At 73.4% G+C, this 22,110-nt stretch carries 22 protein-coding genes; 4 read left to right on the top strand and 18 right to left on the bottom strand.

Translation table 11 applies throughout. From position 1 onward, the window contains the following. Positions 1-2: 2 nt before the first annotated feature. The 5 genes from meaB to RWE79_RS34865 form a co-directional block, all read right to left on the bottom strand. Positions 3-989 carry a methylmalonyl Co-A mutase-associated GTPase MeaB gene (meaB, locus tag RWE79_RS34885; RefSeq protein WP_475944082.1) on the bottom strand — a complete coding sequence of 329 codons (987 nt, stop codon included), beginning with the start codon at positions 987-989 and terminating at the stop codon, positions 3-5. Position 990: 1 nt separating this feature from the next. Continuing rightward, positions 991-3,192, bottom strand: a complete 2,202-nt coding sequence (scpA, locus tag RWE79_RS34880; protein ID WP_475944081.1) for a methylmalonyl-CoA mutase — start codon at positions 3,190-3,192, stop codon at positions 991-993. After that, positions 3,189-5,099: a methylmalonyl-CoA mutase family protein gene (locus tag RWE79_RS34875; RefSeq protein WP_475944080.1), complete on the bottom strand. Its 1,911-nt coding sequence runs from the start codon at positions 5,097-5,099 to the stop codon at positions 3,189-3,191. Before RWE79_RS34875 ends, scpA begins: the two co-directional genes overlap by 4 nt. 319 nt (positions 5,100-5,418) lie before the next feature. Beyond that, complete coding sequence (locus RWE79_RS34870) at positions 5,419-6,066, bottom strand: nucleotidyltransferase domain-containing protein (RefSeq protein WP_475944079.1); 648 nt, start codon at positions 6,064-6,066, stop codon at positions 5,419-5,421. Positions 6,067-6,174: 108 nt separating this feature from the next. Further along, positions 6,175-6,840 (bottom strand): class I SAM-dependent methyltransferase, encoded by a 666-nt coding sequence (locus RWE79_RS34865; RefSeq protein WP_475944078.1) that lies wholly within the window; start codon positions 6,838-6,840, stop codon positions 6,175-6,177. A gap of 105 nt (positions 6,841-6,945) precedes the next feature. On the opposite strand from RWE79_RS34865, the gene RWE79_RS34860 reads away from it, so the two are divergent. The 4 genes from RWE79_RS34860 to RWE79_RS34845 all read left to right on the top strand — a co-directional run bounded on the left by RWE79_RS34860 (position 6,946) and on the right by RWE79_RS34845 (position 9,461). Continuing rightward, the gene (locus RWE79_RS34860) at positions 6,946-7,269 is read left to right on the top strand and encodes a hypothetical protein (protein WP_475944077.1); all 324 of its coding nucleotides are present in this window, start codon (positions 6,946-6,948) and stop codon (positions 7,267-7,269) included. After that, on the top strand, positions 7,209-8,597 hold the full coding sequence (locus tag RWE79_RS34855; protein ID WP_475944076.1) for a hypothetical protein: 1,389 nt from the start codon (positions 7,209-7,211) through the stop codon (positions 8,595-8,597). Before RWE79_RS34860 ends, RWE79_RS34855 begins: the two co-directional genes overlap by 61 nt. Next, positions 8,594-8,836, top strand: coding sequence for a hypothetical protein (locus tag RWE79_RS34850; protein WP_475944075.1), 243 nt, complete (start codon positions 8,594-8,596; stop codon positions 8,834-8,836). The genes RWE79_RS34855 and RWE79_RS34850 overlap by 4 nt, the downstream gene beginning before the upstream one ends. A 91-nt stretch (positions 8,837-8,927) precedes the next feature. Then, a complete protein-coding gene (locus RWE79_RS34845; protein ID WP_475944074.1) occupies positions 8,928-9,461 on the top strand; it encodes an Lrp/AsnC family transcriptional regulator in 534 nt (177 codons plus the stop codon). Between the two features lie 325 nt (positions 9,462-9,786). Here RWE79_RS34845 and hypE read toward each other — a convergent pair whose 3' ends face one another. The 13 genes from hypE to RWE79_RS34780 form a co-directional block, all read right to left on the bottom strand. Further along, positions 9,787-10,869, bottom strand: coding sequence for a hydrogenase expression/formation protein HypE (gene hypE / locus RWE79_RS34840; protein ID WP_475944073.1), 1,083 nt, complete (start codon positions 10,867-10,869; stop codon positions 9,787-9,789). Further along, a complete protein-coding gene (hypD, locus tag RWE79_RS34835; protein WP_475944072.1) occupies positions 10,862-11,986 on the bottom strand; it encodes a hydrogenase formation protein HypD in 1,125 nt (374 codons plus the stop codon). Before hypD ends, hypE begins: the two co-directional genes overlap by 8 nt. After that, the gene (locus RWE79_RS34830) at positions 11,983-12,303 is read right to left on the bottom strand and encodes a HypC/HybG/HupF family hydrogenase formation chaperone (protein WP_475944071.1); all 321 of its coding nucleotides are present in this window, start codon (positions 12,301-12,303) and stop codon (positions 11,983-11,985) included. The genes hypD and RWE79_RS34830 overlap by 4 nt, the downstream gene beginning before the upstream one ends. Positions 12,304-12,341: 38 nt before the next feature. Further along, positions 12,342-14,786: a carbamoyltransferase HypF gene (hypF, locus tag RWE79_RS34825; RefSeq protein ID WP_475944070.1), complete on the bottom strand. Its 2,445-nt coding sequence runs from the start codon at positions 14,784-14,786 to the stop codon at positions 12,342-12,344. Next, positions 14,783-15,547 (bottom strand): hydrogenase nickel incorporation protein HypB, encoded by a 765-nt coding sequence (gene hypB / locus RWE79_RS34820; RefSeq protein ID WP_475944069.1) that lies wholly within the window; start codon positions 15,545-15,547, stop codon positions 14,783-14,785. Before hypB ends, hypF begins: the two co-directional genes overlap by 4 nt. A gap of 3 nt (positions 15,548-15,550) precedes the next feature. Beyond that, on the bottom strand, positions 15,551-15,946 hold the full coding sequence (locus tag RWE79_RS34815) for a hydrogenase maturation nickel metallochaperone HypA/HybF (RefSeq protein ID WP_475944068.1): 396 nt from the start codon (positions 15,944-15,946) through the stop codon (positions 15,551-15,553). A 175-nt stretch (positions 15,947-16,121) separates the two neighbouring features. Then, positions 16,122-16,280 (bottom strand): DUF6893 family small protein, encoded by a 159-nt coding sequence (locus tag RWE79_RS34810; RefSeq protein ID WP_475944067.1) that lies wholly within the window; start codon positions 16,278-16,280, stop codon positions 16,122-16,124. A 10-nt stretch (positions 16,281-16,290) separates the two neighbouring features. Then, entirely contained in the window at positions 16,291-16,893 is a 603-nt protein-coding gene (locus RWE79_RS34805; protein ID WP_475944066.1) for a hydrogenase maturation protease, read from the bottom strand. Next, on the bottom strand, positions 16,890-18,323 hold the full coding sequence (locus RWE79_RS34800) for a hypothetical protein (RefSeq protein WP_475944065.1): 1,434 nt from the start codon (positions 18,321-18,323) through the stop codon (positions 16,890-16,892). Before RWE79_RS34800 ends, RWE79_RS34805 begins: the two co-directional genes overlap by 4 nt. After that, the gene (locus tag RWE79_RS34795) at positions 18,320-19,003 is read right to left on the bottom strand and encodes a DUF6084 family protein (protein ID WP_475944064.1); all 684 of its coding nucleotides are present in this window, start codon (positions 19,001-19,003) and stop codon (positions 18,320-18,322) included. Before RWE79_RS34795 ends, RWE79_RS34800 begins: the two co-directional genes overlap by 4 nt. After that, complete coding sequence (locus tag RWE79_RS34790; RefSeq protein WP_475944063.1) at positions 19,000-19,671, bottom strand: DUF5947 family protein; 672 nt, start codon at positions 19,669-19,671, stop codon at positions 19,000-19,002. Before RWE79_RS34790 ends, RWE79_RS34795 begins: the two co-directional genes overlap by 4 nt. Beyond that, positions 19,668-20,291 carry a hypothetical protein gene (locus RWE79_RS34785; RefSeq protein ID WP_475944062.1) on the bottom strand — a complete coding sequence of 208 codons (624 nt, stop codon included), beginning with the start codon at positions 20,289-20,291 and terminating at the stop codon, positions 19,668-19,670. Before RWE79_RS34785 ends, RWE79_RS34790 begins: the two co-directional genes overlap by 4 nt. After that, a complete protein-coding gene (locus RWE79_RS34780) occupies positions 20,288-22,072 on the bottom strand; it encodes a nickel-dependent hydrogenase large subunit (protein ID WP_475944061.1) in 1,785 nt (594 codons plus the stop codon). Before RWE79_RS34780 ends, RWE79_RS34785 begins: the two co-directional genes overlap by 4 nt. Between the last annotated feature and the right edge of the window lie 38 nt (positions 22,073-22,110).

Raw genomic sequence — 22,110 nt, 5'->3', positions numbered from 1 at the left:
GGTCAGGCCCCTTCGCCGTGGAAGGCGCCGAGAATGCGCTCGGCCGCCAGGGTGGCCGTCAGCCGGCCGTCGCGGACCTGCTGCTCCAGGTCGGGAGTCAGGGCCCGTACGCCGGGGTGGGCGCGGAGCCGGCCGAGAAGTTCGTCCCGGACCATGGCCCAGGCCCAGTCGACCTGCTGGTCGCGGCGCTTGGCGTCGAGCCGGCCGGCTGCCGCCAGGAGGGCGCGGTGCTGTTCGAGGCGGTCCAGGACGACGTCCAGGCCGGTGGACTCACGGGCGCTGCAGCTGAGAACGGGAGGGGTCCAGGCGGCGTCGGCGGGATGCATCAGCCGCAGGGCCCCGGCCAGTTCGCGGGCCGCGCTGCGGGCGTCACGCTCATGCGGCCCGTCGGCCTTGTTGACGGCGATGACGTCGGCCAGTTCCAGGACGCCCTTCTTGATGCCCTGGAGCTGGTCGCCGGTGCGGGCCAGGGTGAGCAGCAGGAAGGAGTCGACCATGTTCGCCACGGCGGTCTCCGACTGCCCGACACCCACGGTCTCCACCAGCACCACGTCGTATCCGGCCGCCTCCATCACGACCATCGACTCGCGGGTCGCCCTGGCCACCCCGCCCAGCGTGCCGGCGCTCGGCGAGGGCCGTACGAAGGCGGCCGGATCCACCGACAGCCGCTCCATACGGGTCTTGTCACCCAGGATGGAACCGCCGGTGCGGGTGGAGGACGGGTCGACGGCCAGCACCGCCACCCGGTGACCGAGCCCGGTCAGCCGGGTGCCGAAGGCGTCGATGAAGGTGGACTTGCCGACCCCGGGCACACCGCTGATGCCGATCCGCCGCGCCCCGCCCGCGTGCGGCAGCAGCTCGGTCAGCAGCCGTTGGGCCAGGGCGCGGTGGTCGGCCCGGGTGGACTCCACCAGGGTGATCGCGCGGGCGATGTACGCCCGCTTCCCGTCGAGTACACCCTTCGTATAGGCGTCGAGATCGATCGGCATGTCAGTCGGTGCCGGCCTGCAGCCGGTGGCCGAGGGCGGCGGCGAGCCGCTCCACGAGGTCGTGCGCCGCGTCCGGAATGACCGTGCCCGGCGGGAAGACGGCGGTCGCGCCCGCTTCCCGCAGCTCCGGGATGTCCTGCGGCGGGATCACCCCGCCGACGACGATCATGATGTCCTCCCGGCCCTCGGCGGCAAGCTGCTCGCGCAGCGCCGGTACGAGGGTCAGGTGCCCGGCGGCCAGCGACGACACCCCGACGATGTGCACATCGGCCTCGACGGCCTGCCGGGCCACCTCGGCCGGAGTCTGGAACAGGGGACCGACGTCCACGTCGAAGCCGAGGTCGGCGAACGCGGTGGCGATCACCTTCTGGCCCCGGTCGTGCCCGTCCTGACCCATCTTGGCGACCAGGATGCGCGGACGGCGCCCCTCCGCCTCCTCGAACTCCCCGACCAGGGCGCGGGTGCGCTCGACGGAAGGAGACTGGCCTGCCTCGTTGCGGTACACACCGGAGATCGTACGGATCTGGCCCGCGTGCCGTCCGTACACCTTCTCCAGTGCGTCGGAGATCTCCCCGACCGTGGCCTTGGCCCGGGCGGCGTCCACCGCCAGCGCCAGGAGATTGCCGCTGCCCCCCGCCGCGGCGGTCAGCGCCCGCAGCGCGTCCTGGCAGGCGCTCTCGTCCCGCTCCGCACGCAGCCGGCGCAGCTTGGCGATCTGCTGGGCCCGCACCGAGGAGTTGTCGACCTTGAGTACGTCGATCTTCTCGTCGGACTCCACCCGGTACTTGTTGACACCGATCACCGGCTGCCGCCCGGAGTCGATCCGGGCCTGGGTACGGGCCGCCGCCTCCTCCACCCTCAGCTTGGGGATTCCGGCGTCGATGGCCTGCGCCATGCCGCCGGCCGCCTCGACCTCCTGGATGTGCTGCCAGGCGCGGCGCGCGAGGTCGTAGGTGAGTTTCTCGACGTACGCGCTGCCGCCCCACGGGTCGATGACCCGGGTGGTTCCCGACTCCTGCTGAAGCAACAGCTGGGTGTTGCGGGCGATGCGGGCGGAGAAGTCGGTGGGCAGCGCCAGCGCCTCGTCGAGGGCGTTGGTGTGCAGCGACTGGGTGTGGCCCTGGGTCGCCGCCATCGCCTCCACGCAGGTGCGCGTGACGTTGTTGAAGACGTCCTGCGCGGTGAGCGACCAGCCCGAGGTCTGTGAATGGGTGCGCAGGGACAGCGACTTGGCGTTCTTCGGATCGAACTGCTTGACCAGCCTGGCCCACAGCAGCCGGGCCGCCCGCAGCTTCGCGATCTCCATGAAGAAGTTCATGCCGATCGCCCAGAAGAACGACAGCCGGGGTGCGAACGCGTCCACGTCGAGCCCGGCGTCGCGCCCGGCCCGCAGGTACTCCACACCGTCGGCCAGGGTGTAGGCCAGCTCCAGGTCGGCGGTGGCCCCCGCCTCCTGGATGTGATAGCCGGAGATGGAGATGGAGTTGTAGCGCGGCATCCGCTGCGACGTGTACGCGAAGATGTCCGAGATGATCCTCATCGACGGCTTCGGCGGATAGATGTAGGTGTTGCGGACCATGAACTCCTTGAGGATGTCGTTCTGGATGGTCCCGGTCAGCTTCTCGGCCGGCACCCCCTGCTCCTCCGCCGCCACGATGTACAGCGCCAGCACGGGCAGCACGGCGCCGTTCATCGTCATCGAGACGGTCATCCTGTCCAGTGGGATGCCGTCGAAGAGCTGCCGCATGTCGTAGATCGAGTCGATGGCGACGCCCGCCATGCCGACGTCACCGGTGACCCGCGGGTGGTCGCTGTCGTACCCGCGGTGGGTGGGCAGGTCGAAGGCGACCGACAGGCCCTTCTGGCCGGCGGCGAGATTGCGCCGGTAGAAGGCGTTGGACTCCTCCGCGGTGGAGAAACCGGCGTACTGACGGATCGTCCACGGCTGGTTGACGTACATCGTCGGATAGGGACCGCGGAGATACGGGGCGATACCGGGATAGGTGGCCAGGAAGTCGAGGCCCTCCACATCACGGCCGGTGTACAGGGGTTTGACGGTGATGCCCTCGGGGGTCTCCCAGAGCAGGTCGGCGTCGCTGCTGCCGGTGGACTCCTTGACGGCGCCGCGCCACTGCTCCTCGGTGGCCTCGGCCGGGGTACCCGGGCCGAGGTCCACCCGCGAGAAGTCGGGAATCTGTGTCACGCCACCACTCCGATACGGTCGAGAACGGAGGACAGGACGGCCACGGCGTCACAGCCCGCGAACACGTACTCGTCGACCCCGGTGTACTCCCCGGGCCGTCCTGCCAGAAAGATCCACCGCGCACCCGCCGATCGCAGGGCGCGGGCGACGTCGTCCGCCTGCTCCGCGTACCGCTCGTCGCTGGAACACAGGCACGCGACGGCTGCCCCGCTGCGTACGAACGCCTCGGCCGCGGTGGCCGCGTCGACCGACACCGGGTCGTGGACCGGCTCGACACCTCCGGCCTGGAACAGGTTCGAGGCGAAGCCGGCCCGGGCGGTGTGCGCCGATGCCGGGCCCAGCGCGGCCAGGAAGACCCGGGGCCGGGCCCCGGTGGCGGCCAGGTGCGCGTCCGAGCGGACGCGCAGAGCCTCGTACGCCTCGTCGCGCCGCACCTCGGGAAGGCCGCCGCGCCGCCCGGCAGCGGGGGCCGGGACGGGGGCCGGGACGGGGGCCGGGACGGGGGCCGGGACGGGGTCGCGCCGCACGGGCTTCTCCGGCAGATGCGGGAACTCGCTGACGCCGGTGATGGGTTCGCGTCGGCGGGCGAGGTCCTTGCCGCGGGCCTGCCAGGTGGCGGCGATCCGTTCGCCGACCAGCCCGGAGTCCAGCGCGGCCCGCTGGCCGCCGGCCTGCTCCAGCTCCTGGAAGAACGCCCAGGCGGCATGGGCGAGTTCGTCGGTCAGCCGCTCCACGTACCAGGAGCCTCCGGCGGGGTCGATGACCCGTCCCAGATGCGACTCCTCCAGCAGGATGGTCGAGGTGTTGCGGGCGATCCGCCGGGCGAAGGCGTCCGGCAGTCCCAGCGCGCTGTCGAAGGGCAGCACGGTCACCGCGTCGGCTCCGCCCACTCCGGCGCCCAGGCAGGCGATGGTGGTGCGCAGCATGTTCACATACGGGTCGCGCCGGGTCATCATCACCCGCGAGGTCACCGCGTGCTGCAACTGCGCGGCCCCCGCCTCCCCCGGCCCCGCCCCGCACACCTCGGCGACCCGGGACCACAGACGCCGCGCCGCCCGCAGCTTGGCGATGGTCAGGAACTGGTCGGCACCGGCCGCATAGCGGAACTCCAGCTGCCGCAGAGCCGCCCCGACCGGCAGCCCGGCACCGGTCAGCAGCCGCAGATACGCGACCGCGGTGGCCAGCGAACAGCCCAGCTCCTGGGCTGCCGAGGCCCCCGCCTCGTGGTAGGGCAGCGCGTCCACCGTCAGCGCCCGCAGCCCCGGGTAGTGCCGGCGGCACAGCTCGGCGAGCTCCGCGGCCTCGCTCATGGCCTCCACCGCGCCGCCGGTGCGGGCGGCGTGCCCCAGCGGGTCCATGCCGAGGCCGCCGCGCGCCGCCTCGCGGGGCACGCCCCGCTCCTCGTACAGCCGCAGCAGCGCGCGGGCGGCCTCGCCGGACTCGGCTCCCGCGTCCAGCACCACGGGCGCCAGATCGAGAAGCACCCCCTCCAGCGCCTGCCCCAGGCCGGACACCGGCAGCCCGGATCCGCCGACGGTCAGCCACAGCGAGGTGACCCCGTTCTCCAGATCCGCCAGAACCGCCTCGTTGGCCCGGGCCGGCTCCGGCCGGTCGTGGCGCTGCCGTACATCCCATCCGTTCACCGCGCCGCCCGCGGGCGTACCGCCGCGTACGTACGGTGCGAAACCCGGGTATCCGGTGTCGGGGGCGGTGTCCCGCGCGGTGTAGAGGGGCCGCGCGACGATGCCGTCACCAAGAGCGGTGGACAACGCCTCCTCGGCCGCCGGGCCGGCGAAATCCTTACCCGACTTGCGCAGCACGCCTTCGACCAGACCGCGCCACTGGTCATGGGTCGCGTCCGGGAACTCTGCAGCCAGCGAAAGCCCGTCATCGGGTAGGACCGTCATGCCTGGATGCTAGGGCAGGGCGCCAAAGCGACAGCAGAGGCAGCGGCTGTGACCTTTGCCATCCCCGGTGTTCCCCCGTGGTTCCCCCCTGATCGAGGACGACGGGCGAAGCGCTCTCCGCACGGCGGCAACCAGGGCTCGTCGTCGGCCCGTTCGTGGTGTGCGGCTTCGGGCAGCCGCACCCGCTCCGGGTGCCGCCGGTCGAGTTCGGCGTCCACGAAGGCGGTGACGTCGATGTCGACGACGACCTTGCCGGCGCTTCCGCCGTGTCCGGAGACCCGGAGGGCGGCCACCGGCGAACCGGCGATCCTGACCTGCGTCAGGTCGCGGACTCCGCTGCCGTCGCGCCGTCATCCCGTCCCTGGAGGCGGTCGATCCAGGGGTGCGGTCCGTACGCCTGGGCGATGGCCTGGGCCAGCCAGCGCCGCTGGTGGCCGGTGAGCGCGGGCCGCGCCGCGGTGAGGTCCTCCTCGTCCTTCGGGCGAGGCGCCTTGGCCTTGTAGAAGAGCTGCACTTCCGGCGACAGATAGGGGATGCCGCCGGAGGAAACCTGTCCCAGCGCGTCGAGCGGCCGGCGAACGCGACGATCACGCCGCGACACCCATTCCTCGCCGTCGGACTCGTCGAGCATGATCTGGATCCGCCAGGGTTCACCCGGCCCCGGCTGGCACCAGATGTCGTGCACCCTGGCGGGGAGTTCCTCGCCCGGCGACCACGGCCGCAGACTGCCGGGCGGATCGGCGGCCCACCACAGCCAGTCCGGCAGTGCCCGCTGCACCGCGAGCCGGTCGCGCCGCAGGACCATGACGTCGATGTCGGCGTGGTCCCGGACGCGGTGGCCCACCGCGAGTTCGATCGCCAGACCGCCGGCCACCCACCAGGGAGTCTCCAGACGGGAGAAGCGGGCGGCGACCTCACCGAGGGACGCGGGAGCCCACTCGCTCAAAGGGGTGTGCGGGTATGCCATGCGGGCCCTCCCGGGTCTGACGGGGCTGACCGGGCTGACCCGTCTCACGGGTTGACCGGTCTCACGGGTTGACGGGTCTGACGCCGACTTACGTCCCGCTCCCGCGGCTCAGGTGGCCGGCCTTTCGGGCTTGCGGGCAAGAAAGGTACCGGCGGTCCTCCTGCCTCCTTCGCCCGGCGCCTGCACCAGTCGCGCGGTGACGACGAGCCCGGCCTCCTCCAGCAGCCCGGCGATCCGGTCCGGCGGCAGCAGGTAGGACTCGAAGGAGACCGGATGGCCGCCGTACGCCCGCGTCGGGCGCAGACGCTCACCGGCTCCCACGTGGCCGGCGAGCATCAGGTGGCCGCCGGGTGCGAGCGTGCGGCGGAACTCGCCGAACACGACAGGCAACAGCTCCGGTGGCGTGTGGTGGGTGGAGTAGTGGGCAAGGATGCCGCCGAGTTCGTCGTCCTCGACTGCCAGCGCGGTCATCGACCCCACGGTGAACCTCAGACCCGGGAAAGCCCGGCGGGCCAGCCCGACCATCGCGGGCGACAGGTCGACGCCGAACGTGGACACCCCCAGCTCGGCCAGATACGCCGTCACCAGGCCGGGCCCGCATCCCAGGTCCGCGACAGCCCCGGCGCCGGCCGTCCGCACCACCTCGGCGAACGCGGCCAGCATCGCGCGCGACAGCGGATCCAGCTCCGCCGGGGTCCTGACCTGTTCGGCGTAGTCGGCGGCGACCGTGTCGTACGACTCCCGGACGGCCGCGAGGTAGGGGAGATCAGTCACGCGGGCGACTCTAGGGGAGGGCCCGCGTGCGAGGGGCGGCGTCGGGTACTCCGGGCTGCCCCGGCCCGGCGAGTGATCTCGGATCCGGCGGGGTATCAACCCGGCGTGTCGCACGAGAGCCCGCCGGCGGGCTGGAGCGGGTCCGAGAACCGGATGTGGCAGGCGTACCGGCGTGGCGAGTGGTGCGAGGTACCCGAGATCGGCGCGGTGGCCCTCCGCCAACTGCTGATCATGGCGCCGGCGGCGGAACCGGGATACCCGGCCCGGCTGCGGCTGCGCGGGGCGTGTGTCACCGGCGGACTCGATCTGGCCGAGGTGTCGGTCCCGGGCTCGGTGCGGCTGACGGGCTGCCGTTTCGACGCGATTCCGTGCTTCGACGGGCGCGGCTCGCGTCGCTGGAACTCACCGGCTGCGTGCTGCCGGGTCTGAGCGCGGTGGCGGCACGGGTCGACCAGGAGTTCGAGTTCGTCGGCTGTGAGGCCGAGGGGACGCTCGACCTGCGTTCCCTGAGCGTCGGCAGCCGGCTCTCGCTCGACCGGTCCACGCTACGGGCTCCGGAGGGCCGGCCCGCCGTCGACGCGGAATCACTCGCCGCGGAGGAGGGCTTCTGGGCCACCGGGCTTGCCACCGGGCTTGACTGCACCGGCCCGGTCTACCTCAACAGTTCCCGGATACAGGACACCCTCGGCTTTCGCGGGGCGCGGCTGCGGGGCGACCGCTCCTGCCTCCAGGCGCCCGAACTCACCGTCGGCGGAGGCCTGTACCTCGACCGGGGCTTTGCCGCAGACGGCGGGACCTACCTCTACGGGGCCTCGATCGGCGGCTCACTGCACCTGGAGGACAGCGCTCTGACCGGATCCGGCGAGGGGCAGGACGAGATCGCGCTGCAACTGGTCTGCGCCACGGTGGGCGGCGACATCCGTGCGGCCCGGGCCGTCGCGCGAGGCTGTGTCGACCTCACCGACACCTCGGTGCGGGGCAGTGTCGTACTGCGGCAGGCCCGGTTGCGTCATCCCTCCGGGACCGCGCTCAAGGCCAACCGGCTCCATGTCGGCGGCGACCTGAACAGCCGTGGGGGTTTCAGCTCGTACGGGCGGGTCGATCTGTGTGACGCCCGGGTCGGCGGGTCGGTGCTCTTCGAGGGCGCAGAACTGCACGCCGTCGGCGGCACCGCGCTGTGCGCGAACGGCATCGAGATCGGTGCCGAGTTCAACTGCTGTGACGGGTTCACCGCCCACGGAAAGGTCTCCCTCAGCAGCGCGTCCGTCCGCAGCCGGCTGTGCTTCGAGAACACGCTGTTCGACGTCCCGGCCGGGCAGTACGCGCTGGTGTCCCGCAGGTCCACGGCCGCCGAACTGGTGCTCAAGCCGCGCGAGATCCCCTCCGGCACCGTCAACCTCAGCCATACCCGGGTGGGAGTCCTGCGGGACGATCCCGCCAGGTGGCCCCGGGCGCTGGTCCTGGAGGGCTTCGCCTACGACAGCGCCCACCCCCCGCCCTGCCCGGCCGCCGGAGGCCGGCCTGGCTCGACCGCGACCCGGAGGGCTTCGCACCCCGGCCGTACGAGCAGCTGGCCGCCACCTACCAGCGGCACGGCCGGGACGCCGACGCCCGGGACGTACTCCTGGCCAAGCAGCGGCGGCTGCGCGCGACGCTGGCCTGGCCGGCCCGTCTGTGGAGCCTCCTCCAGGACGTCACCGTCGGGTACGGCTACCGGCCGCTGCGCGCCGTCGGGCTGCTCGTCGCCCTCTTCGTGACCGGCACCGCGCTGTTCGCGGCATGGCCGCCCTCGCCCACCGGGAACGGCAGGCCGCCGGAGTTCCAGGCGGCCATCTACACCCTGGACCTGCTGCTGCCGGTCGTCGACCTCGGCCAGGAGAGCGCCTTCGGCGCGCGCGGCGCCATGCGGTGGGCGGCGGTGGTCCTGGTCTGCTCCGGCTGGCTGCTGGCCACGACGGCGGCCGCGGGCGCGAACCGGGTGCTGAGGAGGGCCTGAGGCCCACCGCCGGTCCTTCCCCGGTGGCGGTCACCGGGCCATGGGTACAGTCGGACCGTACGCACGGTGACCAGGAGGAGGCCCGCGGCCGATGGCGGTGGACGAGCTGGACACGCGCATCCTGGCGCTGCTGCTGGAACAGCCGCGCACCAGTGTGCGCGAGTACGCCCGTATCCTCGCGGTGGCGCGCGGCACCGTGCAGGCCCGCCTGGACCGGCTGGAGCGGGACGGGGTGATCACGGACCACGCGCCCGCCCTGTCACCGGCCGCGCTGGGGCATCCCGTGCTCGCGTTCGTGCACATCGAGGTCACCCAGGGCCGGCTGGACGAGGTCGGCGACGCACTGGCCGCCGTACCCGAGATCATCGAGGCCTTCTCCATCACCGGTGGCGGCGACCTGCTCACCCGTGTGGTCGCCCGGGACAACGGCCATCTGGAGGACGTGATCCAGCGCCTGATCCGGATGCCGGGCGTGGTGCGCACCCGCACCGAGATGGCCCTGCGGGAGCGGGTGGCGCACCGGCTGTCGCCGCTGGTGCGGTCCCTGGCGGCGGGCGCCGCCGCCGAGCCGGGGGTCACGGCAGGAAGAGCGCGTCCAGGCAGGCCGTCACGTCCGGACCGCTGACCGGGGCGGCCCGCGGGCCCGGACAGCCGTCGGGGCGGACCACGAAGCCCTCTCCCCCGCGCGCTCGGTACATCTGCCGGAACTCGCCGAGGCCGTCGCGGCACGGCGGGCAGCACCAGGTGTGGCGTGCGGGCCCCGGGGCCACGGTCATCCGGGGCCACGGTCACGCAGACGTCGAGCCGCCCGTGCGCCCGCCGGACGGCCGTGGCCGTCCGCGTGAACGGTGTCGTGTCAGCTCGCACCGCCCCGGTCCCACGGCGGCGGCGCGGCGCACCCCGCCGCAGGTCGCCCCGGCCCCCGCGGGGGAGCCGGGGGGCGGCGGGGGTCAGCAGATGCGGGGCAGTTGCTCGCCCAGCGGCATGTCGACCACCCGGGTGCCGCCGAGCCCGGTACGGGCCACCACCATGCCGGGGTGTTCCGCGACGGCTTCGCCGATCACCGTGGAGTCCGCGCCCAGGGGGTGCGCGCGCATGGCGTCCAGGACGGCGTCGGCGTGCTCGCGCGGGACGAACGCCACGAGCTTGCCCTCGTTGGCGACGTACATCGGGTCCAGGCCCAGGACGGCGCAGGCGTTGGCCACGGCGGGCGGGACCGGGACGCTCCGCTCCTGGATGACGACGCCGGTGCCGGAGGCGGCGGCGATCTCGTTCAGGGCCGCCGCGAGTCCGCCCCGGGTGGGGTCCCGCAGGACGTGCAGGTCCGGGGTGACGGCGAGCATGGCCTCGACCAGGCCGCCGAGCGCCGCGCAGTCGCTGACGACCTCCACCCCGAACTCCAGCCCCTCGCGGACGCTCATGATGGCCACACCGTGGACGCCGATCGCCCCGCTGACGATCACCACGTCGCCGGGGACGACCCGCTGCGGGCGCAGGTCGACACCGGCCGGGATGAGGCCGATGCCCGCGGTGTTGACGAAGATCCCGTCGCCGTGGCCGGCTTCGACGACCTTGGTGTCCCCGGTCGCCACCTCGACCCCGGCGGCGCGCGCGGCCGCGCCGAGCGCCTCGGCCACCCGGCCGACGACCGACAGCTCGACGCCCTCCTCCAGGATGAAGCCGCAGGACAGGTAGGCCGCCCGGGCCCCGCTCATGGCGAGGTCGTTGACGGTGCCGTTGACGGCGAGGTCGCCGATGCTGCCGCCGGGGAAGAACAGCGGCCGCACCACGTAGGAGTCGGTGGAGAAGGCCAGCCTGACGCCGCCGAGCGAGACCGCCGCGGAGTCGCCGAGCTGCGCGAGCACCTCTCCCCCGAAAGCGGGGGCGAAGACATGCTGGACCAGTTCGGCGGAGAGCACCCCGCCACCGCCGTGGCCCATCACCACCCGGCGCTGGTCTCGCAGCGGGGCCGGGCAGGTCCACGCCGTCGGGTCGGGCAGCCGGAGGGCGTCGGCCGGGATGGTCTCAGACAACGGGGGTCGCCTCCAGGGGTGCCGTGGGGATGTCGAGCCGCCGGTAGAGGTAGTAGGCGGCGCAGGCGCCCTCGCTGGAGACCATGGTGGCCCCGAGCGGGGTGCGGGGGGTGCACAGCGTGCCGAACGCCTCGCACTCGTGCGGCTTGATCAGGCCCTGGAGGACCTCGCCGCTGCGGCACTGCGCCGGTTCGCTCGTGCGGATGCCGCTGACCGAGAAGCGGTGCTCGGCGTCGAGGTCCCGGTAGCGCGAGGACAGCCGCCAGCCGCTGTCGGGGATCACGCCGATGCCGCGCCAGGCGCGGTCGGTGACCTCGAAGACGTCCGCCAGCATGGCCTGCGCCGCGGCGTTGCCCTCCGGCTGGACGGCGCGGCGGTAGGCGTTCTCGACGGTGTGCTCACCGCGTTCCAGCTGGCGCACCGTCCGGCGTACGCCTTCGAGGATGTCCAGCGGCTCGAAGCCGGTCACCACGATGGGGACCCGGTAGCGCTCCGCCAGCCGCGGGTACTCCCCGGTGCCCATCACACTGCAGACGTGCCCCGCGGCGAGAAAGGCCTGCACCCGGCAGTCCGGCGACCGCATGATCGCCTCGATCGCCGGGGGCACCCGCACATGGGACACCAGCAGGGTGAAGTTGGGGATGCCCAGCCGGCGCGCCTGGCGCACCGTCATGGCGTTGGGCGGCGCGGTCGTCTCGAACCCGATGCCGAAGAACACGACCTCGCGGTCCGGATTCTGCCGGGCGACCGTGAGGGCGTCGAGCGGCGAGTAGACGACCCGTACGTCGCCGCCCTCGCTGCGGACCTGGAACAGGTCGCGGCCGGTGCCGGGCACGCGGAGCATGTCGCCGAAGGAGCAGAAGATCACCTCGGGGCGGGAGGCGATCTCCAGCGCCTTGTCGATGACCTCCAGCGGGGTGACGCAGACGGGGCAGCCCGGCCCGTGGATGAGCTCCACCTCGTCCGGGAGCAGCTGGTCGATGCCGTGCCTGATGATGGTGTGGGTCTGGCCGCCGCAGACCTCCATCAGCGCCCACGGCCTGGTCACCGTGGCGTGGATGTCGTCGAGCAGCCGCCGGGCCAGCTCCGGGTCCTGGAACTCGTCGATGTACTTCACCGGTGTGCCTCCTGTGGCGCGTCCCCGCCGGCCGCCCCGGGGGGTGTGCCGGCCTCGGCCGCCCGCTCCCACGGGTCGCCGAACTCCTCCTGGAGGGTGCCGAGCTGGGCGAACAGCTCCAGGGTCTGCCGGGCCGACTCCTCGTCCAGCCGCTGGAGGGCGAACCCGACGTGGACGATGGCGTACTCGCCGACCCGCAGGTCGGGCAGGTACTCCAGGCACACCTCCTTGACCACGCCGCCGAAGTCGACGGTGGCCATCCGGGTGCCGTCCCGTTCCTCGATGTCCAGCACTTGGCCGGGTACCGCCAGGCACATGGGTTCTCTCCTCGCTGTGGGTGGGGTGTGGTGCGCCGTCAGGGGGTGGCCGGGCGCCGGGCCGTGGTGCGGGCGGCCGCCACCACGAGCTGGCCGAGCGCCAGTCCTCCGTCGTTCGGGGGGATCCGGTGGTGGCGCAGGACGGTGAAGCCGTCCTCGCGCAGCGCCCCGGCGCAGGCCGAGGAGAGCAGGGCGTTGGCGAACACCCCGCCGGTCAGGACGACGGTGTCGAGTCCGTGCAGTTCCCGCGCCATGACGCAGGTTCGGTGCACCAGGCCGGTGACCGCGCGGTGGAAGCGGGCCGCGACCAGGGCCGGTCCCCGGCCTGCCCGTACGTCGTCGACGACGGCCCGCAGGACGGGTGCCGGGTCGGCGGTGACCGTGACCGGGCCGTACACGGGCCCGGGCCGCAGGGTGAAGGCGTAACCGGGGCCGCCCCCGGCGTTCGCGGCGTGCCCGGCGTCCGCGGCGTTCGCGGTCAGGGCGGCGGCCTCCAGTTCGACGGCGGCCTGGGCCTCGTACCCGGCGCGGTGGCACACCCCGGCGAGGGAGGAGACGGCGTCGAAGAGCCGGCCCATGCTGGAGGTCGGGACGCAGTTGAGGGCGCGTTCCAACTGGCGTTCCAGTACGCGTCGTTCGTCGGGCGGGCAGGCGGCCGCGCTGGGCAGGTCCGGGCTCCAGGCAAGGCCGGCCGCGCGCAGGTGGGCGAGGGCCATCCGGTACGGCCGCCGCACGGCGGCGTCGCCGCCCGGCAGCGGGACGTAGCCGAGGTGCCCGAAGCGGGTGAAGCCCTGGTAGTCCGCGAGCAGGAACTCCCCGCCCCACACGGCGCCGTCGTCGCCGTAGCCGGTGCCGTCGAAGGCGACGCCGATCACCGGTGTGCCGCCGTCCAGCCCGTGCTCGGCCATGGCGGCGGCGACATGGGCGTGATGGTGCTGGACGCGGGCGACCGGCCGGCCGGCGGCGTGCCGGACGGCCCACTGACCTGAGCGGTACCCGGGGTGCCGGTCGGCGACCAGCAGCCGGGGGCTGACCCCGGTGATGGTCTCCAGTCGCGCCTCGGCGCGTTCGAAGCCCCGCTGGGTGGCGAGGTCGTCCATGTCGCCGATGTGCGCGGACAGCCAGGCCGTACCGCCCTCCGCGAGGCAGAAGGCGTTCTTCAGGTCGCCTCCGACGGCGAGTGCCGCCGGTACCGGGAACGGCAGCCGGACGGGCAGCGGGGCGTGGCCGCGGGCGCGGCGCACCATCAGCGGCTCGCCGTCGCAGACGCGCACCACGGAGTCGTCGCAGGGCACATGGATCGGGCGGTCGTGGGTGAGCCAGGCGTCGGCCAGGTGCGCGAGGCGTTCCAGTGCCTCGGCGTCGTCGGTGACGATCGGCTCACCGGCGGCGTTCCCGCTGGTCATCACCAGCAGCCGGGGCCCGTCGGGGTCGCCGGGCAGGCCCAGCAGCAGATGGTGCAGCGGGGTGTACGGGAGCATCACCCCGAGATCGGGACTGCCCGGCGCGACCGCCTCCGCGTACGAGGGGGCTCCCGGCGGCCGGCCGGCGCCGCCGCGGCGGCGCAGCAGCACGACGGGCCTGACGCCGCCCGTGAGCAGGGCCCGCTCCTCGGGGCCGAGGTGCACCAGGTGCTCGATGGCGGCCGGGCTCGCGGCCATCACGGCGAACGGCTTGTCGCCACGGGCCTTGCGGCGGCGCAGCTCGGCCACGGCGCCCGGGTCGGCGGCGTCGCAGGCCAGGTGGTAGCCGCCGAGGCCCTTGACGGCCAGGATCGCGCCCCGGGCCAGGAGTTCGCGGGCGGCGGTGACCGGGTCGGTGCCGGTGGCCTGCCGGGGCGGCCCGGCGGGCCGGCCGGGGGGCGTGGTGGCGACGAGCAGGCGCAGCCGGGGGCCGCAGGCCGGGCAGGCGATCGGCTGCGCGTGAAAGCGCCGGTCGGCCGGGTCGGCGTACTCGCGGGCGCAGTCGGCGCACATCGGGAAGCCGGCCATGGTGGTGTGGGCCCGGTCGTAGGGGAGTGCGGTGACGATGGTGAAGCGCGGGCCGCAGTGGGTGCAGGTGATGAAGGGGTGGCGGTACCTCCGGTCGGCCGGGTCGGTGAGTTCGGCGACGCAGTCGGCGCAGGTGGCCATGTCCGGGGAGACCAGGGTGCGGGCGGGGCCGCCGGTGCCGGAGGCGATGATGGTGAATCCCGCGCCGCCGGAGGTGGGGATCTCCTGGTGGTCGACGGACTCCACCTGGGCCAGCGGGGGCGGCCGCACGGTGATCCGGTCGCAGAACAGGGCGACGGCCGACGGGTCGCCCTCGACCTCGGCGACCACGCCCTCTCCGGTGTTGGTCACATGCCCGGCCAGTTCGAGCCCGGTGGCCAGGGCGTACAGGAAGGGCCGGAACCCCACGCCCTGCACCACGCCCCGGACGGTGACCCGGCGGCGCTGCGGCGGCTGCCCGGCCAGGGCGGTGGCCGGCGGCGGAGCCGTCACGAGCCGGACTGCGCCGGGGCGGCGGCCGCGGCGTGCGGGTGCCCGTGGACGTGGACGTGCCCGTGGTCGTCGGGGCGGCGGGCCATGACGGGGATGTGCGCCGGCGCGCCGTCCGCCACCGCGTGGGCCCGGTCGAGCAGCGCCCCGACGCCGTCGCCCCGCCGCGCGGACGTCAGCAGCACCTCCACTCCGGGATTGACCTGCTCGACATGGGCGCGGAACGCCGCCTCGTCGAAGTCGGCCGCGTCCGCGATGTCGGTCTTGGTGACCAGCACCAGCTGCGCCAGGCCGAAGGCGGTCGGGTACTTCAGGGGCTTGTCCTCCCCCTCGGTCACGGAGGCGAGCACGACTCTCAGCGACTCCCCGAGGTCGTAGGAGGCCGGACAGACCAGGTTGCCGACGTTCTCCACGAACAGCAGCCGGGTGGGGTCGGGCAGCCAGCCGTCCAGGTACCGGCCCAGCATCCCGGCCTCCAGGTGGCACAGCCCGTCGGTCAGGACCTGCTTGACGGGGACCCCCGACCGGGCCAGCCGCACGGCGTCGTTCTCGGTGGCGAGGTCGGCGGTCAGTGCCGCGACCGGCACGCCGCGCTCGCGGGCCAGCAGCAGTTCGCGTTCCAGCAGGGCGGTCTTCCCGCTCCCCGGGCTGGACAGCAGGTTGACGATCGTGGTCCCCCGGGCGGTGAGCTCGGCGCGCAGGGTGTGCGCGGTCGCGTCGTTCTTGGCGAGTACCGCCTGGTGCAGGTCGACCTCACGGCACATGGTTCAGCACTCCTCGGGGATCGGTTCGCGGATGTGTTCGCGCGCCGGGCCGTCCTCCCAGCGCACTGCGGCGATCTGCAGTTCACGGCCCGCGAACAGCTCGGCGCTCGCCCCGCCGCACACCGGGCAGCACAGGTCCGGCGGCATGCCGACCGCCCACTCGTTCGCGCAGGGTGCGCAGCGGGCGCGGCCGGGCACGGTCTCGGTGACCAGCTCCGCGCCCTCCAGCAGGGTTCCGGCGCAGGCGAGTCCGAAGCAGAAGGAGAGGGCGTCGGCCACCACTCCGGCCAGCTCGCCCACCCGGAGCCGTACGGACGTCACCGCGGTGACGCCGCCGGCCCGGGCGGCCGCCTCCTCCACCTGGCCGACGACAGCCAGCGCGACGGACATCTCGTGCATCGGTCGGTCTCCGTCCTGACGGAGACCGGTCGCCGTCGGCCGCCCTGGAGAGGGCCGGGTGGGCGGCCTCGGCTGCCGGTCTCGCTCGGCCCCATTAGAGGTCCGCCCCGGGGGCCGGGCGGACCGGCACGCCGACGCCGCCCGGCGGTGTACGTCGTTCGGTGCAGTCACCCGGTCACATACGGCGCATCCGCAGGTAGCGCCTGATGTCGGGCAGGACCTGGTGGGCGATGGCGGCCACCGCGGTGGCGGCGGCCACGCCCGCGATGACGGGCTTGGTGACGTGGGACCCGTTCGCGCTCCGGGTGGTACGCGCGCTGCTGGTGCTCTTCATGCTGTTCTCCTCACTTGACGGACTCGCCAGCCGCGGCCCGCGGCGCGTGCTTTCCCTGTTCGCCGTCCCGCAGCAGGCCGGTGATCAGCCGTACGGCCTCCGGTACCGCGGCCGCGACCGGCGGGCTGAGGCCGATGCCCTCCTCCACTCCGGCCGGTTCGCATCCCACGACCAGCGTGCGCCGGGGCGGGCTCCCGCCGGTGCCGGCGCAGAGTGTCTCCAGCAGCGCCAGCACGGCGTCCGGGGACATGTGGTGGCCGTCCACCAGGGCGTTCGGGGGCCCGGCGGCCCGCGCGTCGGCGGCCTGCGCGCGGGCTGCCCGCCCGTCGGCGCCGTGCGGGTCGCCGGGTTCGATCAGATACAGCGTGCCGGGGGCGCCGCCGCGGGCGGTGGCGTCGACCAGGACGAGGGTGTCGTAGCCGTCGAGCAGCTGGTACGCCAGATGGACGCCGCGCACGCCGAAGTCGACGGCCTCGACGCCCTCCGGCAGCGGCCCCGCGGCCAGCCGGCGTACCGTCTCGACGCCGAAGCCGTCGTCGCCGAGGAAGATGTTGCCGACCCCGGCGACCAGGACCCGGGCTCCGCCTGCTCCGTCCTGCGCGGGCGGGTTCACGCGTCCTCCAGGGGGGCGACCTCGTCGGGCTGGAAGTACAGGAACCGGCCCTGCTCACGGCGGATGTCGGCGCCCGGGTCGCCTTCCACGGTCACCGCCAGGTGCACTCCGCCGTCCACGTCGTGCAGCACCGCCTCGACGGTCGCGCCGCGCCCGTGCAGGAACAGGTCCTGGGCGTCGGTGCGCCGCAGGCCGGGCCGCAGCAGCACCCGGCTGCCGGCGCCCAGCGACCGGCCGTCCACCACGACCCGGTCGGTGGCCGGGTCGAAGCCGGTGTCGCCGGCCGGGTCCCACCAGGGGGTCTCCGGCGGCCGCACACCGCCCTCGTCGGGCAGTCCGGGAGCGGCCGGGATCAGCGCGGCTTCGGAGCCGGTCACCTCCCGCAGGGACCGGACCGCGCCGTGCAGACGCTCCAGGACCTCGGGGGGCATGGAGTCGGCCAGGTCGATCACGGCGGCGGCCCGTTCGTCGGTGCCCCGGGCCTCGCGCTTCTCCTGGTCGGTCAGGGCGGCGGTGCGCAGCGCGAGGATCTCGTCGATCTCGGTGGCGTCGTAGAGCGCGCCCGGGCTCTCCGGGGCGATGGCGGGGTGGTCCTCCAGGATGATCGGGGAGGACAGCACCAGGTCGGCGCGGCCGGGTTCACCGGCGAGCACCGGCCAGGTGTGCAGGTTGCGGCACGCCCCGATGGCGCCCCTGGCCCACTCGGGCGGGTCCGTCATCGACAGGAAGGAGCCCGCGCTCAGGTGCGTCAGCAGGTGGGTGGCGACCAGTGAGCGCGGCAGCGCCGCGTCGCGGTCGGCGGCGGCGCCGTCCGGCGGCGTCCAGGTGCTGGTGTTCTCCACGACGACGGTGAGCCGCATCGTCCGGTAGGGGCCGTCGATTTCCCGCGCCGACAGGCGTACGGCGCCGCTGATCTCCTCGCACCGGCGGACCAGACGGCCCGCGGTGCGGCCGGACGGGTCGAGGACGAGTTCGGTCTCCTCCCGCGCGGGGCGGCCGAAGGGGACCGTGACCCCGTCCCCGGCCAGTTCGGCGACGGGGACGACCACCTCGACGCGTTCCTCGGCGCCCTCGTCCCAGGGGACCACGACCCGGTCCGGCAGGTGGAGTTCGGGGACGATCTCGAACCCGCCGTCCTCGCGGGCCCGTTGCACGGTCCGCCGCTGGGCGTGCAGAAAGCGCACCTCCACGGCGAGCGTGGCACCGGCCCTGGGTTCCATCAGGCACTCGGTGTGCTGGAAGTCGTGCTCCTCGCACGCGGCGCCCCAGGCGGGCGGCACCAGCACCCCGAACTGCCAGCGCAGCCGGTTCTTGGCGGCGGAGGCCCGGTAGGGGTACAGGACATAGCCCTCGAAGAGCACCGCGTCGGCCACCTGGCGGGCGACGGCGAACCGGGCCTCGGTCTCCGGTGTGAACGTGCCGGTCGTCATGGCGCCGTCCTTCCCGCGCCGGTGGGGGTGGCGGCCGGCACCGGGTCCGGCGGCGGGGCCGAACCGGCCAGCAGGGACCGTACGGTCGCATCCCAGGACGCGAGCGCGTGCCGCGAGCGATAGGCCAGCAGGGCGTCCATGGCGTCGCCGGGCAGCCGGATCCAGCCGCAGCCGGGGAAGTGCTGCCCGATCATCTGCCGCCACACCTGGACGGGCATCCGGAAGGCCGCCTCCCGGTCCCACGGCACCGGCTCGACCCGGAAACCGGCCGCGCCGGTGAACGCCGTGCCGGAGAAGAGCATGAGCAGCGGCACCTCGCCCTCGGACAGCGCGTCGAAGTACCGGCTCGCGGCGACGTCCAGGTCGTAGGTGCAGGGCACCACGAGGTCGGTCTCGGTCTCGCCCGTGAAGCCGGGGACCATCAGCGAGACCTGGGCGAACTGCACCGGCTGGAGGGTGCTGCCCCAGCGGGAGCGCTCGCCGAACAGGTCCGTCAGGCCGTCGGCCTCCTCGGGTGCGTAGTCCCGCCGGGCCGGTTCGATACGGATCTGGCAGCGCAGCGCGAGGGCGTGCACCCGGGCGTCACCGGACGCGGTGACGCGCAGCCGGAAGACCAGGGTCGGGCCGGCGGCGTACGGGTCGGCGCGTACGCCGGTGCAGGTGAAGGCGAGTTCCGTCACGGCCGTGCCTCCCGGGGTGCCGCCGGGCGGGTGCGGCGCCCCACGTGCTCGAAGAACGCGTCGAGGTCGGCCCTGGCCTCGGCCCCGCCGTCGAAGCCCTGCCACAGCAGGCGCATCCGTCCCACCAGTTCGTAACAGATGTCGATCGGGACGAGGTAGCAGTCGACCCGGTCGCCGGTCCGGCGCAACAGCAGTGCCTCCACGTCGGGTTCGAGTTGTGCGGCCAGCCGGCTGCCGTCGAGGACGGTCTGCCAGACCGAGGGTTCGAGTTCGCTCTCGGTCGCGCCGGCCGGGCTGGGGTAGAGCGCGACCAGCCGGTCGAGGGCGGCGTTGCGGAAGAAGAAGGCGACGCCGACCGGGATCCGCAGGCGTTCCCAGGCTCCGTCGTCCAGGCTGTGGTCCGGGTCGGCGAGCCAGCGGTCCGGGACGGCCCGGAAACGGCCGCCCGCCGCACCCGGCTTCTCGAACAGCAGGGCGCAGGAGGTGCAGGCACACGCGAGGGCGCGTTGCTCGGTGTCCACCAGGTGGCGGTGGCCGTTCTCGGTGACCGGCACCCCGCACATCTCGCAGCGCTCCTGCCGGGGCGGTCGCCCGGTCAGGAAGCGCCGCAGGCCGCGGGATTCCGGTTGCTGCCCGGGGGGCCGGGCACAGGTCGGCGGTGCGCTCACGGCGACTTCCTCCGCGGTGTCGGCCCGCCCGCGGCGTCCGCCGGGCCGGTTCCGATCTGGAGGAGCGCGGGTTCCCGGACCGCCGGTTCCAGTTCCACGGCGGTCACCTCCGGCGCGAAGCACGCGAGGGCGTCCTCGACGGCGCGCCGGGCCGCCTCCCCGGTGCTGGGGCAGCCGCACCCCGAGCCGCCGGTGGAGCGCACCCGCAGGGTCGCGGTGGCGTCGTCGAAGCCCACCGCCTCCACCGGGTGGTCGCGGACCGTCTCCAGGGCCCGGGTGATCCGGGTGGTGGTGTCCTCGGGGTGCAGATCGTGCAGCACCAGCAGGCTCGCCACCAGTTCGTCCCCGAGCAGTCCGGCCAGGGGGGCGCCCGGGGAGCGGCGGGCTGCGGGGGCGTCCAGCAGGCCGACGACGCGGGCCAGGCCCGCGCCGTAGAAGTCCATCAGGACCCGCACCAGTTCCTCGGCCGCCGCGCACGCCTGGGGGTCGCCGGTGGCGGCCAGGTGGTCGAGTACCTCCTCGACGCGCCGCCCGGCCTCCTGCGCGTTCGCCGCGCGGGGCGGCACGGAGGCCGGGGCGGGGACCCGGGCGGCGGGCCGGGTGTCGGCTGCCGCGCTCATCCGCCGAGCCCGCTCAGGCCGGTGGGCACGTGCATCTTCTGCACGGTCTTCCCCTCTCCCACGTACATGTGGACGCCGCACGGGAGGCAGGGGTCGAAGCTGCGCACGGCGCGCATGATGTCGATGCCCTTGAAGTTCTCCGGGGTGTTCTCCTCGAAGATCGGCGTGTTCTGCACGGCGTCCTCGTACGGGCCCGGCGTTCCGTAGGTGTCGCGGGTGCTGGCGTTCCAGGGGGTGGGCGGGTAGGGGTGGTAGTTGGCGATCTTGCCGTCGCGGATCACCATGTGGTGGGAGAGGACACCGCGTACGGCCTCGGTGAAGCCGACCCCGACGGCCTGGTCCGGGACCTCGAACTTCTCCCAGGTCTGGGTGCGGCCGGCGCGCACCTCCTCCAGGCCCTTCTCGGCGAAGTGCAGCGCGATGGCGGCGGTGTAGGCCTGGAAGTAGGTGCGGGCCCGGTTGCGTTCCAGCGCGTTGCTCCAGCGCGGGATCTTCCACTCGAAGGTGGTCTCGGGCTTGGTCATCGTGCGCGGCAGGGTGATGACGACACTGCTGCCGGTGGCCTTGACGTATCCGGTGTCGACGAGCCCGGACAGGGCGGTGGACCACAGGCGGGCGATGGGGCCGCCGCCGGTGTCCAGGGCCAGGTAGTCCTTGCCGTCGAACCAGCGGGGCGACATCACCCAGCTGTAGTTGCCGTTGAAGTCCCGCTTCTGGGGGGCCGGGATGGTGTGCTGGTTCCACGGATGGCGCGGGTCGACCGGGTTGCCGAGCGGGTCGTGGGTGACGAACTGTTCCTGGCCCTGCCAGTCCTGGTAGTACGAACTGCCCAGCAGGATCCGGATCCCGAGGTTGATCTCGGTGAGGTCGTTGGTGACCAGTTTGCCGTCGACGACGATGCCGGGGGTGACGAACATGCGCCGTCCCCAGTCCGTCATGTTGGCGTAGGTGAAGTCGCAGTACTCGGGGTCGTTGAGCGCCCCCCAGCAGCCGAGCAGCACCCGCCGGCGGCCGACCTCCTCGTACCCGGGCAGCGCCTCGTAGAAGAAGTCGAAGAGGTCGTCGTGGAGCGGGACGACGCGCTTCATGAACTCCACGTAGCGCATCAGCCGGCTGAGGTAGTCCGTGAAGAGCTGTACGGAGGCGATCGTGCCGACGCCGCCCGGGTAGAGCGTGGAGGGGTGCACATGGCGGCCCTCCATCAGGCAGAACATCTCCCGGGTGTAGCGGCTGACCTGGAGGGCCTCGCGGTAGAACTCGCCTTCGAGGGGGTTGAGCGACCGCATGATGTCGGCGATCGTGCGGTAGCCGTGCTCCCCGGCGTGCGGGGCCTCGGTGCGCTCGGCCAGCTCCAGGACGCCCGGGTTGGTCTCGCGGACCATCTTCTCGCAGTAGTCGACCCCGACCAGGTTCTCCTGGAAGATGTTGTGGTCGAACATGTACTCGGCCGACTCGCCGAGATTGATGATCCACTCGGCGAGGTGCGGGGGCTTCACCCCGTAGGCCATGTTCTGCGCGTACACCGAACAGGTCGCGTGGTTGTCACCGCAGATCCCGCAGATGCGGCTGGTGATGAAGTGCGCGTCCCGAGGGTCCTTGCCGCGCATGAAGACGCTGTAGCCACGGAAGACCGACGAGGTGCTGTAGCACTCCGCGACCCGCTTCTGCTTGAAGTCGATCTTGGTGTGGATGCCCAGGCTGCCCACGATCCGGGTGATCGGATCCCAGGCCATCTCCACCAGGCCACTGCCGTCGCCGGCCGCCTTCGTCGTCGGTGCCATCGTGTGTGCCGTGCCCTTCTTCAGGTCGATTCAGGTCA

It is taken from the genome of Streptomyces sp. RLA131 (genome assembly GCF_056270125.1).
The sequence above is the reverse complement of the archived record's forward strand: the minus strand, read 5'-3'. Positions and strand labels throughout refer to the sequence as shown.